Source organism: Methylophaga sp. UBA2012 (genome assembly GCF_002335235.1).
GTDB classification, from domain to species: domain Bacteria; phylum Pseudomonadota; class Gammaproteobacteria; order Nitrosococcales; family Methylophagaceae; genus Methylophaga; species Methylophaga thalassica.
Genome location: NZ_DDCG01000019.1, coordinates 1 through 16,661, shown reverse-complemented (window position 1 = coordinate 16,661; position 16,661 = coordinate 1). Strand labels below are relative to the sequence as shown.

The window sequence follows — 16,661 nt, the reverse complement described above, 5'->3', positions numbered from 1 at the left end:
TAATGCGATGGCTAACTGACAGTTGGTATCAGTCATCAACTCAATATTGGTTCTTATTACCTCTGAGTTGGCTGTATCGGCTTGTTGTTATCATGCGGAAATGGGCCTACCGCTCAGGCATCTTCACCACACACAAAATGCCCGTACCGCTAATTGTTGTGGGAAATATTACTGTGGGCGGCACCGGAAAGACACCATTTGTTATCTGGCTGGCTGAGCAGCTTTTAGCCGCAGGCTATAAACCCGGCATTATCAGCCGAGGTTATGGTGGTAATAGTCGTAAATATCCACTCGATGTTGATAAAAACAGTGATGCAAAACATTGTGGAGATGAACCGCTACTGATGGCAAGACGCACAGCTTGTCCGGTGGTGGTTGATCCGGATCGGCCACAAGCGGCTATTCATCTATTGAGCCAATACCATTGTGATGTGATTATTTCAGATGATGGTTTGCAACACTATGCTTTAGAACGTGATATAGAAATTATCATTGTTGATAGTGTCAGACGGTTCGGCAATAAACATTGTCTGCCTGCAGGGCCGCTGCGTGAACCGCTTTCCCGGCTTAATAGCGTTGATTTCATTATCTACAACGGCAAGAGTGACGAGCATAATACTATTTCAATGCAGTTAAAAGGCACGCAGTGGACAAATGTGTTGGATCCAACCCTCAAACAAGCATTGAGCAGTTTCAGCCACAGTGAAGTCCATGCTGTCGCGGGAATTGGTCACCCCAAACGTTTTTTTGACTCATTAGCCGCAGCTGAGATTATTGTTCATCCTCATGCCTTTGCTGATCATCATGACTATCTACCGACAGATCTGGAATTTTATGATGACTTGCCCATTCTAATGACCGAGAAAGATGCCGTAAAATGTCAATCTTTTGCTCATAAAAATATGTGGTATCTACCCGTTGAAGCCACCATTGATAGCTCAGTATTCCCCGCTATTCACCAAACATTAAAGGAACTTTCTAATGGATAATGCACTTTTAGAGATACTTGCCTGCCCGGCCTGTAAAGGTAAATTGCACTATAAAAAAGAGGCTCAGGAATTATTTTGTTCAGCCTGTCGCCTTGCTTATCCTGTGAAAGATGATATCCCTGTCATGCTGATAGAAGAAGCACGTCAGCTGCCCGCGGATGAAGAGGTATAAATGAGCTTTAGCATTGTTATTCCTGCACGATATGCGTCAACGCGTTTACCTGGTAAACCTTTACTAGACATCGCCGGTAAAGCCATGATTCAGCACGTGTATGAACGTGCCTTAGAAAGTGATGCAGATAACGTTATCATTGCCACCGATGATGAACGCATTGCTGAAGCAGCCACAGCTTTTGATGCCGATGTTTGTATGACCTCTGACAATCACCGTTCCGGCACAGACAGGCTAGCAGAGGTTATCAAGCTGAGACAGTTTAAGGATGATGAGATTGTCATTAATGTGCAAGGTGATGAACCCTGCTTGCCCGCTTTATTAATTAATCAGGTAGCGGCCGATCTTGCTCAACATGCCGATGCAGATATGGCTTCACTGTTCAGTCGAATTCATCAGGAAAAACAGGTGTTTGATCCTAATGTGGTCAAAGTCGTCATGGACAGTCAGGGCTATGCTTTATATTTCAGCCGCGCGCCGATTCCCTGGATGCGTGATCATTTTCATACAACCCCGTTGCCTCCAGAACTCCCCCACTACCGTCATATTGGTTTATATGGGTATCGGGCTGCTTTTCTGAAAAACTACGCTGAAATGACGCCCTGTTTGCTAGAAACAGAAGAATCTTTAGAGCAATTGCGGGTATTGTTTCACGGTAAAAGAATACACATGTCAGAAGCTTTAATCAGTGCCGGACATGGGGTAGATACAGAAGCAGACTTACTTGAAGTCAGACGTTTACTGGCAGAGTAACTTATCCAAGCCTGCCGCAATGAGTTCGGCATGTAAATTTCCCTCACCATCAAATACAGGCAAGGTATATGTCACGGGGACTGGCCTGTGGCCCTCGCCGTATTGATTCGGTTGGATATTATGGCCCGACTCTAATACTTGCAGGATTAACTCAGCCCCATCAAGCAGCTCAATAATCTCGCAGCGATGTTGTTGATAAGAAACCTGCCGGCCAATTAAGGCCAGCAGTTCTTCGTGCAGAATATTACTCTTGCGTGGCATTCGTCTCACTCGCTTCAGATTTGGCCTTCGTTTTCTTTTCAGAGCCATTATCATCCGAAGTCGAACTTTTTTCTACCACTGCTTTTTTGTCTTCAGCGTGTTTTTCCGCTTGTTTTTCAACCGGCTTATCACTTGCTTCTGCTTTTTCTACCGGTTTAGCTGAATCACCCTCTTTTGCCGCATTAGCCGCTGCCGCTTCTGCTTTGTCCTTATCACTTGGACGACGACGTCTGTTTGTCGGTCCTGATGAGCGAGGTCGGCGAGGCTTGTTGGCTGGTACTTTATTGCCATCTATTTCCGGTTCTTTATCCGATTTGATGACGTTGCCATTCACTTCAGGCTCTGGCTCAGGAATAGCATTTCCATTCACCTCTGGTGGCGGTGGTGGCGCTATATTGCCTTTATCCACCTCAGCAGGATTGACTGCATTGTTGTCAGTTGAACCGTTTTCAGCGCGCGCTGGACGACGACGGCGACCACCGCGACGTGAACGACGACCATTACCATTACGAGGCTGTTTATCATCGTTATTGTCTGATGCCGACTCCTCTTTCACTGCTGGAGTAGGCATGTCAGCCTTTTTCTGTTCAGTGTTATCGACGTTTTTATCATTCCTGCGTCGCGGATTCTTACGTTCACCATTTTTTTCAGCAGACTCTTGATTATTCGCTGCATTATTTTTGGGACGGCTACGTCCACGACGATTCTGTGAACGTTGTTCCTGTGAGCTTTTTTCTTTTTTAGTATCCACTACGGACTTTTCTTCCTTTTCTGGCTCACTTTTTCCTGTCAACACATTCAACAGACGTTTAAGCAGGCTTGGTTTTTGTTCAGGCTCTTTCTCACGAACAATCACAGGAGCAGGTGCTGCAGGCGAAATGCCTTTCACCGCAGGTTGTTCCATGACAGGTTTGTCACGTAAAACAACTGGTACTTCCTGTTCTGGTGGAGAAATTAATTGATGACTGACTTCATTACGCTCGCTGCCATCCTTAATGCGTTCGATATCATAATGAGGCGTATCCAGATGCGGGTTTGGAATTAGAACCAACTTCACACCGTGTCGCTTCTCAATGATATCGACCTGTGTGCGCTTATCATTAAGAATGAATGTCGCCACAGGAACAGGTAACTGAACGATTAATTGCGTGACTTTGTCTTTGGTGGCTTCTTCTTCAATGAGTCGTAATACCGCTAAGCCGAGTGACTCAACACCGCGAACATGACCCAGGCCCGCACAGCGTGGACAGATTTCCTGATGCGCATCACCTAAAGCTGGACGTAAACGCTGACGTGACATTTCTAACAAACCAAAGCGAGAGATGCGGCCAACCTGAACACGGGCACGGTCAGCTTTCAAATGTTCACGTAAACGGTTTTCGACTTCACGCTGATTACGGCTTGGTCCCATATCAATGAAATCAATTACCACCAAACCGCCTAGATCACGCAACCTCAACTGACGGGCAATTTCTTCTGCCGCTTCAAGATTGGTGTTTAGGGCTGTTTCCTCAATATCACCGCCTTTGTTAGCCCGTGCTGAGTTCACATCGATAGAAATCAGCGCTTCCGTCGGATCAATCACTAGTGCACCACCAGACGGCAGACGAACTTCATGACGGAAAGCACTCTCAATCTGGCTTTCAACCTGATAACGGGTAAAAAGCGGAACTTTGTCTTGATACAGCTTAAATTTACTCAGTTCATGCGGCATCACCATACGCATGAAGTCATAGCCTGTTTGGTAAACTTCAGGCGAATCAACCAGAATCTCACCGATATCTTTACGCAGATAATCACGTAGTGCGCGGATGATAATGTTGCTTTCCTGGTAAACAAGGAATGGCGCGCTACGATCTTTTACAGCCACATCAATCGCTGTCCACAACTGGATAAGGTATTCAAGATCCCACTGTAGTTCTTCAGGTTGCTTACCCACACCGGCGGTACGCACAATCATGCCCATACCATCTGGCACTTCAAGTGAGCGCAGGGCTTCTTGCAGCTCTGCACGGTCATCACCTTCGATACGACGAGAAATACCACCAGCACGAGGGCTGTTTGGCATTAAGACTAAATAGCGACCAGCCAGGCTGATGAAGGTAGTCAGCGCAGCACCTTTATTACCACGCTCTTCTTTTTCAATTTGGACAACCAGTTCCTGGCCAACAGAAAGCACGTCCTGAACATTCAGACGACCATTATTGTCGTCATTGTCATCACGCTTTTTGAAGTAGGTTTTTGAAATTTCTTTCAGTGGTAAGAAGCCTTGTCTTTCTGCACCATAGTCAACAAAGACAGCTTCTAAACTCGGTTCTACACGAGTGATTTTTCCCTTATAAATATTACCTTTCTTTTGTTCTCTGGAAGGTGTATCGATATCCAGATCAAACAGGCGTTGGCCATCGACCATTGCCACACGCAACTCTTCTTCGTGCGTTGCGTTAATTAAAATTCGTTTCATGCACTAACCTCAATGTTGAGGTCCGCATATCCTGCCGCACACCACCGTAGCGGACGCGTTAGCCAATCGGGCTTTACAGAGCGACGATGTCTGTTATTCAGTAATTAATTGTAAATCGTATTGTTTCTTCATGTGCCCTCCCATCAAGGCATGCATGATCCATCTTTGTATCTTTTTCGTGTTGCAATAAGGTTCTGCAACTTTCATTGGTTTCTCAGCTTAAGTTAAGCTTTATGTATCTGAACCGTTCTTCTTATATTAATTACTTTAAATTGTCGTCCTGCCTGATGCGTCTTTCTACTCGTTTTGATGGCAATCAAGACATGGGAACCTGATATTCTTACAAGGACTCCCTATGAGTCCGCCTGCTGAACCCCTGTTCAGCCAAGATATATTTGTTTACCGGGCGCCGCATCAACCTCATTTGTGGAGGGCGCGACGCAAAAATCAGTCAACGTGGGCAAAAGTAGGTATACTGACCTCATTTTACGCACGGACCAACGATCGAATATAGCAGTCTATTGCCATCTCAGCAACTGAAAAATTAAACCTATCCTATGGCAGCTCACAAACCACAGTCACAAAAAGTGCAATTTATCGAAATAAGTGCTTCTCAAGCCGGGCAACGTATCGATAATTTTTTACTCACTCTTGAAAAAGGAGTGCCCAAAAGTCGCATTTATCGAGCTATCCGTAAAGGTGAAGTTCGGGTCAATAAAGGACGCATCAAACAAACCTATAAAATCGAAGCCGGTGACGTCATTCGTGTGCCACCACTGCAAGTTTCTGAAAAAACAGCACCGATCGAGATTAATCAATCACTTCAGCAGCAATTACTGGCCAGTATCATTTTTGAAGATGATGCCATGCTGGTGTTGAATAAACCCTCTGGACTTGCTGTACATGCTGGTACCCAAATACAGATTGGCGTCATTGAAGCTTTTCGGCTGATAAAACCTGAATTAGAATTTATCGAATTAGTTCACCGTCTGGATCGTGATACATCGGGCTGCTTATTAATAGCCAAAAGTCGTGACAGCCTGCTCAATCTTCAGCAACAGATGCTTTCGGATCAAATCGATAAACGCTACCTGACATTGCTCAAAGATGAAATGAATAGCGATGAAGTTTATATAGAGCAACCGTTACAAAAAAACACCGTGTCTTCCGGTGAACGTATGGTTAAAGTCGATCCGGAAGGCAAATCAGCAAAGACACTATTCATAAAAAGACACGGTTATGGCATTGCTCAACTGAGCGAAGTCAAACTGTTTACCGGAAGAACACATCAAATTCGTGTTCACTCTGCCTGGTCTGGTCATCCGGTAGCAGGCGACGATAAATATGGCGATCGTGAATTTAATAAACAAATGAAAACGTTTGGCCTTAAACGTCTATTCCTGCATGCCTGGCGACTGGGTATTCACCACCCTATCACTCAAGAACCACTCTCACTGGAAGCACCACTTCCAGAGAAATTGCAGCAGGTCATAAATCAGCTGGAGCAAGCATGAGTCCTTACCAACTCATTGTGTTCGACTGGGATGGGACCTTGATGGATTCAACAGCTCACATCACTCATTGTATGCATCAAGCCATTGCCACATTATCACTTGAGCCATTGAGCAACAGCCAGGTGAGTCATATTATCGGGCTGGGATTAAACGAAGCAGTTCAAACGCTCTACCCTGATGCGGATACCACTACCTGGAATGCACTGGCTGATTGCTATCGGCAAACCTGGATCAGCACCCCAGAATCGACACCGCTGTTTGAACATGCGGAAAACCTGCTTAGGCAACTTAATGAGCAAGAGATATTTCTGGGTGTGGCCACAGGAAAAAGCCGTCGGGGTCTGGACAGAGCCCTTAAGGAAACGGGGCTGGGTGACTTATTTATATCTACCCGATGTGCGGATGAATGTCATTCCAAACCTCACCCTCAGATGTTAATGGAACTGATGGATTTTGTCGGTGTTGATGCTGAACAAACACTAATGATTGGTGATACTGAATTCGACTTAATGATGGCTCATAATGCCAGTGCGCATAGTTTGGGTATCACGCATGGTGCCCACTCAGAAACAACACTCAAAGCAGCTAAGCCCAAAGCTATTGTCCATAATCTTTATCAAGTCGAGAAATGGTTAACTCGTCCTGACACAGAGTTTTGATATGATGGCATACTTATGTTTTTTTCAGGAATAGATCAATATGGCAACATTCGGCGATTTCCCATCTAATAATAATTCGGAAAATAAGGGCAACGACAAGGAAGATCACAGCTGGGAGCGTAATGTTCTGAGAGATTTAGCTTTTGCAGCCATCAGAGAACAACGTAATAAACGTCGCTGGGGTTATGTCTTTAAAGGTCTGCTTTTTCTCTACCTTATCGCTTTTTTAATACTGAGCTACTCACCAAGTAAACTTTCTTCAGCCACTGGTCCTCATACCGCCATGGTCGAAATCAGTGGTACTATTGCCAGTGACTCAGAAGCCAATGCTGACAATATTGTGACCGGTATTCGTAATGCCTTTGAAGACCAGTCAGCGAAAGGCTTGATCCTGCGAATGAATACGCCGGGTGGCAGCCCTGTCCAATCTGGCATTGTGAATGACGAAATTCAACGTCTGAAAAAAACACGCCCTGATTTTCCAGTTTATGCTGTGATTCAGGATGTCTGTGCTTCCGGTGGTTATTATATCGCTGTAGCGGCTGACAAAATTTATGCAGATAAAGCCAGTATTGTGGGTTCAATTGGCGTCAGAATGGATGGTTTTGGCTTCACCGATTTAATTGATAAAGTGGGCGTTGAACGGCGTTCTTTAACGGCTGGAGAACATAAAGCCTTTTTAGATCCATTCCTGCCGATGAAAGAATCGGATCTCAAACATGCTCACCAAATGCTGGATACCATTCATCAACAATTTATTGACGTAGTAAAAGCAGGTCGTGGAGACAGACTGGCGAAGGATGATAATCTATTTTCAGGTTTGTTTTGGTCAGGTGAGCAAGCGGTCAATCTTGGTTTGATTGACGGTTTAGCCAATACCAGTACGGTTGCTCGTGATATGTTGGGTGCCGAAGATATTGTTGATTACACCCCACGTCCCAACTATCTTGACCAGTTTGCAGGAAAGCTCGGCGCATCAATTTCTCAATTTGTCAGTGAGAAGGCATCATGGAGTGTGAACTGATATGGCAGATACCATTGAATTAACCGAAGCCCAACGACAAGAACGTGATGAGCGTTTTCGTTATGTTGATCTGACGCATCCGCTAATGAAGGCGTTGTATGAAATGCAGCTGGACTTAGAGAACGAGCAGGAGGAGCAAAAATGACGCTTTCCGCCGAATCTCTAGTCAATAAATCACTGGAACTGGTTTCTCCTCCCACTACCTACACTCAACTCAATGAGTTAATGGAAGATCCAGACAGTAGTATTGATGATATCAGTGCTGTTATTAATACCGATCCAGCCTTAGCCACACGTTTATTAAAGATTGTGAATAGCCCTTTTTATGGCTTTCCATCGCAAATCAATACCATTTCACGTGCCATCACCATCATTGGTACTCGTGAGTTGACCAATCTCATTCTGGCTACATCCGTACTCAATTCCTTCAAAGGAATTCCAACGTCACTCATTAATATGAATGAGTTCTGGCGTCATAGTTTTGCCAGTGCTATTGCCAGTAAAATGTTGGCGGAAGAATGTGGTCAACGTGCAAGCGAACGCTTTTTTATTGCTGGACTTCTGCATAATATTGGTAGCTTAGTGATTTATCAAACGGTGCCTGAACTTGCTCGCGAAGCCATTAATAGTGCCGAGTTTGGTCATGAAGTGATTTATGAAGCAGAGCAACGGGCGATGGGCTTTGATCATACCCATGTGGGGGAAGCACTCACCAAAGCATGGCGACTACCAAAATCACTGCAGGAAGTAGCACGCTACCATCACTCACCGTCGCAAGCTGATGAGTATATGATTGATGCAGCAGTTGTACATATTGCTGACATCTTGGTATCTTCCGTGCCCTTCGGACACAGTGGTGATAGTCATGTTCCCCCATTAGATCCAGCAGCATGGGACTTACTGGGTTTAAATGAATACCAGATTCCGGATTTGCTCAGACAAGTTGCTAAGCAGATCGAACGTTTGGAATCAGTTATGATGACCGAACATTAAATTTCAAAATAATACTAATCTATTCAAGAGGCTTACAATGAGAACGGTTCTTCTCGGTGCACCAGGCTCCGGTAAAGGTACACAAGGTGTTGTGTTATCAAAGAAATTCAATATCCCTCAAATCTCAACAGGTGACTTACTACGTGCTGCAGTGAAAGCTGGCACAGACTTAGGTAAACAAGCTAAAAGTGCGATGGATGCCGGTGCTCTGGTTTCTGATGATATCGTTATCGGTCTGATCCGCGAGCGTTTATCAGAAGAAGATGCCTTAGATGGCTACATTCTTGATGGTTTCCCACGTAATATTGCTCAGGCTGAAGCATTAGACAGCATGCTTGATCAGTTGGGTCAGCCATTACAAGGTGTTGTCTTACTGGACGTACCATTTGAAGAATTAATGCAACGTTTAACAGGTCGTCGCACCTGTAAAGACTGTGGTGCTATCTACAATATTCACTTGTCACCGCCTAAAAAAGAAGACCAATGTGATAGCTGTGGTGGTGAATTATTTCAACGCGCTGACGACAATGAGGAAACCATTGGTAATCGTCTGAAAGTCTATGAAGAGCAAACAGCGCCATTGATTGGTTACTATCAACGACAACACAAACTGCATGCTATCCCAGGCACAGGTGACATTGATGAAATCACCAATGCCGTTGGCGCTGTCTTCGACACTATCTAACTGCAAACATCATATACCGGCCCATCTCTGGGCCGGTTTTACTTTATGGCCAATATTCTAGCTGTTGGGATCGCCACCATTGATATTATCAATCGTGTGAGTCGCTATCCCAAAGAAGATGACGAAGTCCGGGCTGTCAGCCAGACCATTCGGCGCGGTGGTAATGCCACCAATACACTCGTTGTGCTGCGTCAGTTAGGTCATCAATGTGCCTGGTCTGGTGTATTAATAGACGAGATCGATTCAGCCATTGTCAAAAATGAACTAGCTGAGTATCAGATTGACTTTAGCCTCTGCAAAGTCGTCTCTCAGGGCAAATTACCCACCTCTTATATTAATGTCAGCGAAAGTACCGGAAGCAGAACGATTGTGCATTACCGAGACTGCCCGGAACTGGATTTTGCGTTTTTCTCGCAACTCGATTTAAACACATTTGACTGGGTGCATTTTGAAGGTCGAAATGTAGCTGAATTAAAGCAAATGCTGAGTTGGTTAAAAACATACTATCCTCATTTACCTTGCTCTTTGGAAATTGAGAAACCGCGTGAAGGAATAGAGCAGCTGTTTTCTCTAGCCGACGTACTTCTGTTCTCAAAGCCTTATGCAATCAGTCAGGGATTTAGCTCAGCACAACAGTTTCTTCAGAGTTTAACTAAGGAAAATATTATGACCTGCAGCTGGGGAGAGGCAGGCGCCTGGCTTAAGGCCAATGATAAAATCATTCACTGCCACGCCTTCCCTCCACCACAGGTAGTTGATACGCTGGCTGCTGGTGATACATTTAATGCAGGCATTATTTCAGGACTGGCTAAGCAGCTTTCTCACCAAGAGACTCTTGAATATGCATGTCGTCTGGCCGGACACAAATGCGGCCAGGATGGACTGACTAATTTAACGATACCATGACAGAAATCTATCTATGCAATCAAAACGAGCTTGAGGAATATCAAACCCGCGGCTTCGACATTGAACTAGGCAGTGATAAAACACTGGATTTTTTCCTGCTAAAACAGGATGGTGAAGTTCGAGCGTATTTAAACTTTTGTCCTCATCTGGGTATTCCGCTTAATTGGCAACCCGATCAGTTTATGTCGCTGGAAGGCACCCATATTCAATGTTCAACGCATGGCGCCCTGTTTCAACTGGAAGATGGTTACTGCTTTTCCGGGCCATGCCGAGGCGAAAGTTTGACCCCACTGAATATCAAGGTTTCAGCCACTGGAGATGTTTACCTGATCTCTTCCAGCTGATAGGGTTAACAATTATCTTGTATCGGAGATAATTGTGGAATTATTGGAAAAATGGTCCGAAGCTGCCGTAACAAGCCTGAGCTTTTTCTGGATGGCGTTATGGGCATTTATTTTTGGCTACATCCTCAGCAGCATTATTCAGGTGATGGTCTCCAGAAAAGAAATGCGTGACCTAATGGGAGGTGATGATCTCAAATCCATATCAACAGGTACCTTGTTCGGTTTTATCTCCAGCTCATGTAGTTTTGCCGCATTATCGACCACCCGGGCCTTATTCCAGAAAGGGGCTACTTTTGCTGCCTCCATGGCCTATATGCTTGCTTCCACTAATCTTGTTATTGAACTCGGCTTTGTCATCGCCATTTTTCTCGGCTGGCAATTTGTTATTGGGGAATATATAGGTGCCGTTTTATTAATCCTGATTGCCTGGTTGTTTATTTATTTGACCAATCCTAAGTCCCTGATAAAACAGGCACGCGAAAATAAACCTGATGAGATGAATGCCAATGAATCAGACGGATACAAGTGGTCACGTTTATTCAGTAAAGAAATTTGGCAAAAAATCAGCCAAAAATATGTCATGGAATGGCAAATGGTATGGAAGGACGTGCTTATTGGCTTTACTGTGGCAGGCATTATCTCTGCGTTTGTCCCTGACGCTTTTTTTAAATGGCTATTTATCGGTGCAGGCACAGAAAATCCAGACTTTTGGTCAGTATTACAACAAACATTAGTGGGTCCAATAGCCGCTTTTTTCACCTTTATCGGTTCTATGGGTAATATTCCACTTGCAGCTGTGTTGTATGGTCAAGGTGTAGCTTTTGCCGGTGTGATGGCATTCATCTTCTCAGATATGGTTGTTTTGCCTGTACTTCGCATCAATGCGAAATATTATGGTTGGAAAATGGCATTATTTATTTTAATGATGCTGTTCACCTGTTTAGTGATTTCCTCTCTGTTACTGCATTATGGTTTCCAGATATTCGATTTACTTCCCAATCCAAAGGACTGGTCATCACCGGCAGAACAAAATCACTTTAAACTTAACTACAATTTCTTTTTGAATATTGGTTTCTTACTTATTTCAGCCTATCTTTTTTTGACATGGAGAAACGCGCAATCCAGTCATCATCATGACCATAACAAAACCATGTCATGGACTGACATTGTGATGAATTCACTAACGATACTGTCAGGGGTTTGGTTAGCAGGCGGCGTATTAGTGAAATTAGTGCTGAATTAATCTGTTTCAGCGCTAAGTATATGTCTCACTGCTTCTCTTAGCTCATTAACGATATGTTTACGTCCTGTCAGCTTGAGTTGTTCAGCAACAGCATCAAATGATCTGCCCTGCAAAATCAGCATAATCAATAGATGCTGTTGCTTTAATGGCAGTTGCTTAAAACATGGCTGAGAAAGCTGATCGCCAAGCCACTGCCACAATGCCCATTCCGAAGACTCATAAGGGCGTTGTTTAAAAGCAAAACTGTTTACTTGCTGCTGATAATCAAGCATCAACGTTTCATCATCAAAAGACTGACTGATTTGCATGACTGCTTCCGCATCCAGTTCTTGCCACTGCCTTTCCAGTAAAAAAGTCCACTGCTGGGCCAGCGTTTGATGTGCCCTTTTGACCAGCTTTTCTCCATCAGCATTGATGGCTTTTAACATCATCACCGATAGACTGCCAGAGACCTCGTCCCGGTGTTGGCCGATACGCACAATTTTAAACCCGGCTTTTGACCAGAAACGGAGTAACTCGACCGACAGTGCAAAGCTGACACCCACCGTATCAACCCCATTAAGACTAGCAAGATAATGCTGTAATAAAAGCTGACCCCAGCCTCGTTGTTGGCAATCAGGATGCACAGCGATACGGCTTATTCGCTGATAATGGTATTGCCCAGCATCTTCAATTCCGGCGTGCACTAGTAAGGATTGCGGTAATAAATGTCCTTGTAGACGACGCGTACCATCATAAACTTGTTGTGCTAACTCACCGTCCAGTGCTGACTCAGCAATCGTCCATAGTGTGGCAACGACATTCCCCTGGAAACGCAAAACACTGACCTGCATATCAGGATGATCCAATAACATCTGCACATCAGCTGGACGTGTTCGGTAATGGGCCAGTGCCATCAAACCAAATACCTGCCTGAGTAAACGTTCATCATTCAACAGTTGCTGTTGCTCAAGCGTTTCAAAAATCAGCTGGTTTTGCTCAGCAGCAGAGATTACTTGTCCATCAACCGGCTCAGCTTCTAACAGCAATGCGGCAAAACTAAATTGCTCAACCACATCATTCTCAGCCCAGCGAACGGGTTTCTCCAACACATATGCCCGCCAGCCTGGAGCTAATCTATCCAAGGTTTTATAAAAACGCATTACAAAGCCGCGTCCGGTCCCTTCATAACCATGGATAGTGGAGCTGAATACTAAGCGGGAATAGTTGATCAGATATTGCTCCAGCATACTGGCCGGAATGGCCGCGGCTTCATCAATGATCAACAAATCGGTGGCTGGTTGGCTCTGCAAAATAGCATCGGGTGCCATAAACTCAATGATGGCATCATGCCAGCGAACAGATGTTTTACCCAGTTTACTCTCTGCTAATTGCTGATGAGCATGTAGCAGTAAAGTTTGGATACTTGCCGGACTGGGAGCTGTCACCAGAATATGTTGCTTACCTGATTTCAGAAGTTCAGCAGCGGCCATGCCTAATAAAGCCGTTTTGCCCCGTCCCCGATCTGCCGTTAACACCAATGGACGGCGACGATGTCCGTTTACAACTTTCGTCACAGCAGCTATCGCAAGACCTTGTTCTTCCGTCGGTGTCGGGATAATGGGAGACGGAGGATTTGCTGCTTCCAAAGGAATTAAATCAGGCAAGGTTTGCTGCTGAGTAAAGCATTGAATCGCGGGGAAGGTAGTAGCAATAGCCAAAAATCGTGTCAACCAGCGCGTCGGTTTTAATGCCGTGTTGAGCAAGACCAACACTGTACCACCGGCTTTGACACAACCGATCAAAGCACCAAATGCATCCGCGTCAAACTGCGCTGTTACCTGAAAAATGAGCAGCTCACACTCTTGTCCTAAATGCTGATGCGCCTTTTTAACCAATACTGCTTCATCTGAAGCCGTATTGTCAGTTAGCCAAAAGCAAGTAGACGGGGGTACTGATTGATAAAAAATCTGTGCCTGTTTATTAAGCCAATCAAAATCGCCTTGTAATATCCAACAGTGACGCTGTGGCAAAGACATCATTTATCATTTAAAGCTTAATAGTGCGGTGGCGGTGGCTCATCGCTCGGCCGCATGAGTTGCATCTGCTGCATGCTTTCCATTTGCGCTTTGAAAGCAGCCATACGTTGTTCCAATCGATCAATCTGTTTTTGTTGATTGATGACTACCTGATTTAACTCTTCCAGCAAACCATCCTGAAAAGCTAAACGGGTTTGAAGATCAATAATGTCATTATTCATTAATCATCTCCATCATAAGATAAGGCAGGACCTAACCAGCGCTCTGCTGTTTGCTTATCCCAGCCTTTACGCTGAGCATAGTCTTCCACCTGATCCTGATCGATTTTGCCCAGACCAAAATAACGTGATTCAGGGTGTGCAAAATAGAAACCACTGACAGCGGCAGTCGGCAACATGGCATAGCTTTCCGTAATGGTCATGCCGGCATGTGTGACAGGATCAATCAGATCCCATAACAAGCCTTTCTCAGTGTGGTCCGGACAGGCCGGATAACCTGGCGCAGGACGAATGCCTTGGTACTTCTCGTCAATCAGCGCTTCATTATCTAATTGCTCTTGTTTGGCATAACCCCAGAACTCTTTACGCACCCGTTCATGCATACGTTCAGCAAAGGCTTCTGCCAGACGATCGGCCAGCGCTTTCAGCATAATGCTGTGGTAATCATCATGATCTTCTTCAAAACGGGCGACGTGTTCATCAATGCCAATACCCGCAGTGACCGCAAAAGCGCCGATATAATCATTCACCCCGGTTTCTTTTGGTGCGATAAAATCAGCTAAAGCAGCATTAGGGCGACCAGGTGGACGTTCGGTTTGTTGACGTAAGCTATGCAGCGTCATCAACACTTCATCACGATTATCATCACGATAGACTTCAATATCATCGTCATTGATGCTGTTGGCTGCGAACAGACCGATCACCGCTTTCGCTGTCAGCCATTTTTCATCGACAATTTGCTGCAACATTTTTTTCGCATCTTCAAATAAGTGCGTGGCATGTTCACCCACCACTTCATCAGTCAAGATACGTGGGAATTTACCCGCCAGTTCCCATGATTGGAAAAATGGCGTCCAGTCAATACGCTCAACTAATTCAGCCAATGGATAGTCATCAAACACTTCCAAACCTAATTTAGCGGGTTTGGTAGGTTGATAAGCGGCCCAGTCAATCTTGGTTTTATTCGCTCGTGCTTCAGCAATACTTAATTGACGGCGACTGCTCTTACGTCCTTTATGTCTTGAACGCTTCTCTTCATAATCTTTTTTCAGATCCGCAATAAAGGCATCACGTGTGTCTTTGGTGACTAAACGCTGGGCCACACCCACCGCACGTGACGCATCTTTTACATAAATACTGCAGCCATGATAGTTCGGTTCGATTTTCACAGCCGTATGGATTAATGAGGTCGTTGCACCGCCAATCATTAACGGCGTCTCCATACCCAGTCGCTCCATTTCTTTAGCGACGTGCACCATTTCATCCAGTGATGGCGTAATCAGGCCAGACAAGCCAATAATGTCGACATTTTCTTCTCGTGCTGTATCCAGAATTTTCTGTGCTGGCACCATCACACCGAGATCAATAACTTCGAAGTTATTACATTGCAGCACCACGCCAACGATATTTTTACCAATATCATGTACGTCGCCTTTGACCGTGGCCATCAGGATCTTGCCGTTATTTTTGCTGGTGTCACCCTCTTCTTTCGCCGCTTCGATAAAGGGCATCAAATAGGCGACGGCTTTTTTCATCACGCGGGCAGACTTGACCACCTGAGGTAAAAACATCTTACCTTCACCAAATAAGTCACCAACCACATTCATGCCATCCATTAATGGCCCTTCAATCACTTCCAGTGGTTTGGCATATTGCTGACGGGCTTCTTCCGTATCGTCTTCAACGTAATCGGCAATGCCTTTAACCAAAGCATGTTCCAGACGTTTTATCACCGGCAGTTCACGCCAGGCCAGGTCTTCCTGCTTAGCAACACTGCCGCCTTCACCTTTGTATTTTTCTGCCAGTTCCAGCAGGCGGTCAGTGGAATCGTCACGACGGTTTTGCACGACGTCTTCTACGGCTTCACGCAATTCTTCTGGCAAATCATCATAAATCGCCAACTGGCCGGCATTAACAATGCCCATATCCATACCGGCTTTAATGGCGTGGTAAAGAAAAACCGCATGAATCGCTTCACGAACCGGATTATTACCACGGAATGAAAACGAGACATTCGACACACCACCACTGATCAGCGCATGTGGCAGACTCTGTTTAATATCATGCACCGCCTCGATAAAATCGACGGCATAGTTATTGTGTTCTTCAATACCTGTAGCCACGGCAAAAATATTCGGATCGAAAATGATGTCTTCGGGTGGGAAATGCACTTTTTCAGTTAACACTTCATAAGAGCGTCTGCAGATTTCCAGCTTACGCTGGCGAGTATCAGCCTGACCGACTTCGTCAAACGCCATTACAATCACTGCCGCACCATAGCGACGAACCAGCTTGGCCTGTTCGATGAATTTTTCTTCGCCTTCTTTCAGGCTGATGGAGTTCATCACCGCCTTGCCCTGAATGCACTTCAGGCCGGCTTCGATGATTTCCCACTTGGAGGAGTCGACCATTATCGGT

17 protein-coding genes are annotated in these 16,661 nt (G+C 45.1%); 12 read left to right on the top strand and 5 right to left on the bottom strand.

The window, feature by feature from the left end:
* The first annotated feature begins 2 nt into the window (after positions 1–2).
* The 3 genes from lpxK to kdsB are packed head-to-tail and all read left to right on the top strand — an operon-like array spanning position 3 to position 1,914.
* Positions 3–989: a tetraacyldisaccharide 4'-kinase gene (gene lpxK, locus B2248_RS13210; protein ID WP_273179770.1), complete on the top strand. Its 987-nt coding sequence runs from the start codon at positions 3–5 to the stop codon at positions 987–989.
* Positions 982–1,161, top strand: a complete 180-nt coding sequence (locus tag B2248_RS13205; RefSeq protein WP_273179769.1) for a Trm112 family protein — start codon at positions 982–984, stop codon at positions 1,159–1,161. Before lpxK ends, B2248_RS13205 begins: the two co-directional genes overlap by 8 nt.
* Positions 1,162–1,914, top strand: coding sequence for a 3-deoxy-manno-octulosonate cytidylyltransferase (kdsB, locus tag B2248_RS13200; RefSeq protein WP_273179768.1), 753 nt, complete (start codon positions 1,162–1,164; stop codon positions 1,912–1,914). It begins immediately after the preceding gene.
* Here kdsB and B2248_RS13195 read toward each other — a convergent pair.
* Together B2248_RS13195 and B2248_RS13190 are read right to left on the bottom strand one after the other, a co-directional pair.
* Entirely contained in the window at positions 1,900–2,175 is a 276-nt protein-coding gene (locus B2248_RS13195) for a hypothetical protein (protein WP_273179766.1), read from the bottom strand. The genes kdsB and B2248_RS13195 overlap by 15 nt on opposite strands.
* Positions 2,159–4,639, bottom strand: a complete 2,481-nt coding sequence (locus B2248_RS13190) for an Rne/Rng family ribonuclease (RefSeq protein WP_273179765.1) — start codon at positions 4,637–4,639, stop codon at positions 2,159–2,161. Before B2248_RS13190 ends, B2248_RS13195 begins: the two co-directional genes overlap by 17 nt.
* A 557-nt stretch (positions 4,640–5,196) precedes the next feature.
* Here B2248_RS13190 and B2248_RS13185 point away from each other — a divergent pair.
* From B2248_RS13185 to B2248_RS13145, 9 genes are read left to right on the top strand one after another with little or no spacing between them, the layout of a single operon-like run.
* A complete protein-coding gene (locus B2248_RS13185) occupies positions 5,197–6,153 on the top strand; it encodes an RluA family pseudouridine synthase (protein ID WP_273179763.1) in 957 nt (318 codons plus the stop codon).
* Positions 6,150–6,812, top strand: coding sequence for an HAD-IA family hydrolase (locus B2248_RS13180; protein ID WP_273179761.1), 663 nt, complete (start codon positions 6,150–6,152; stop codon positions 6,810–6,812). Before B2248_RS13185 ends, B2248_RS13180 begins: the two co-directional genes overlap by 4 nt.
* Positions 6,813–6,852: 40 nt before the next feature.
* A complete protein-coding gene (locus B2248_RS13175) occupies positions 6,853–7,836 on the top strand; it encodes a S49 family peptidase (RefSeq protein WP_273179759.1) in 984 nt (327 codons plus the stop codon).
* 1 nt (position 7,837) lies between these two features.
* Complete coding sequence (locus B2248_RS13170) at positions 7,838–7,981, top strand: hypothetical protein (RefSeq protein WP_273179756.1); 144 nt, start codon at positions 7,838–7,840, stop codon at positions 7,979–7,981.
* Positions 7,978–8,829: an HDOD domain-containing protein gene (locus B2248_RS13165; RefSeq protein ID WP_007146687.1), complete on the top strand. Its 852-nt coding sequence runs from the start codon at positions 7,978–7,980 to the stop codon at positions 8,827–8,829. The genes B2248_RS13170 and B2248_RS13165 overlap by 4 nt, the downstream gene beginning before the upstream one ends.
* 37 nt (positions 8,830–8,866) lie before the next feature.
* On the top strand, positions 8,867–9,514 hold the full coding sequence (locus B2248_RS13160) for an adenylate kinase (protein WP_273179753.1): 648 nt from the start codon (positions 8,867–8,869) through the stop codon (positions 9,512–9,514).
* 45 nt (positions 9,515–9,559) lie between these two features.
* Positions 9,560–10,420, top strand: coding sequence for a PfkB family carbohydrate kinase (locus tag B2248_RS13155; protein ID WP_273179751.1), 861 nt, complete (start codon positions 9,560–9,562; stop codon positions 10,418–10,420).
* A complete protein-coding gene (locus B2248_RS13150) occupies positions 10,417–10,764 on the top strand; it encodes a Rieske (2Fe-2S) protein (protein ID WP_273179748.1) in 348 nt (115 codons plus the stop codon). The genes B2248_RS13155 and B2248_RS13150 overlap by 4 nt, the downstream gene beginning before the upstream one ends.
* Before the next feature lie 34 nt (positions 10,765–10,798).
* Positions 10,799–12,007 (top strand): permease, encoded by a 1,209-nt coding sequence (locus tag B2248_RS13145; RefSeq protein WP_273179747.1) that lies wholly within the window; start codon positions 10,799–10,801, stop codon positions 12,005–12,007.
* Here B2248_RS13145 and B2248_RS13140 read toward each other — a convergent pair.
* From B2248_RS13140 to metH, 3 genes are all read right to left on the bottom strand, one after another.
* Positions 12,004–14,025, bottom strand: coding sequence for a tRNA(Met) cytidine acetyltransferase TmcA (locus B2248_RS13140; protein WP_273179743.1), 2,022 nt, complete (start codon positions 14,023–14,025; stop codon positions 12,004–12,006). The genes B2248_RS13145 and B2248_RS13140 overlap by 4 nt on opposite strands.
* A gap of 17 nt (positions 14,026–14,042) precedes the next feature.
* A complete protein-coding gene (locus tag B2248_RS13135) occupies positions 14,043–14,246 on the bottom strand; it encodes a SlyX family protein (RefSeq protein ID WP_007146693.1) in 204 nt (67 codons plus the stop codon).
* Positions 14,246–16,661, bottom strand: a 2,416-nt coding sequence (gene metH / locus B2248_RS13130) for a methionine synthase (protein ID WP_286723217.1), incomplete at its 5' end; no start/stop codon positions are given. The genes B2248_RS13135 and metH, both read right to left, overlap by 1 nt.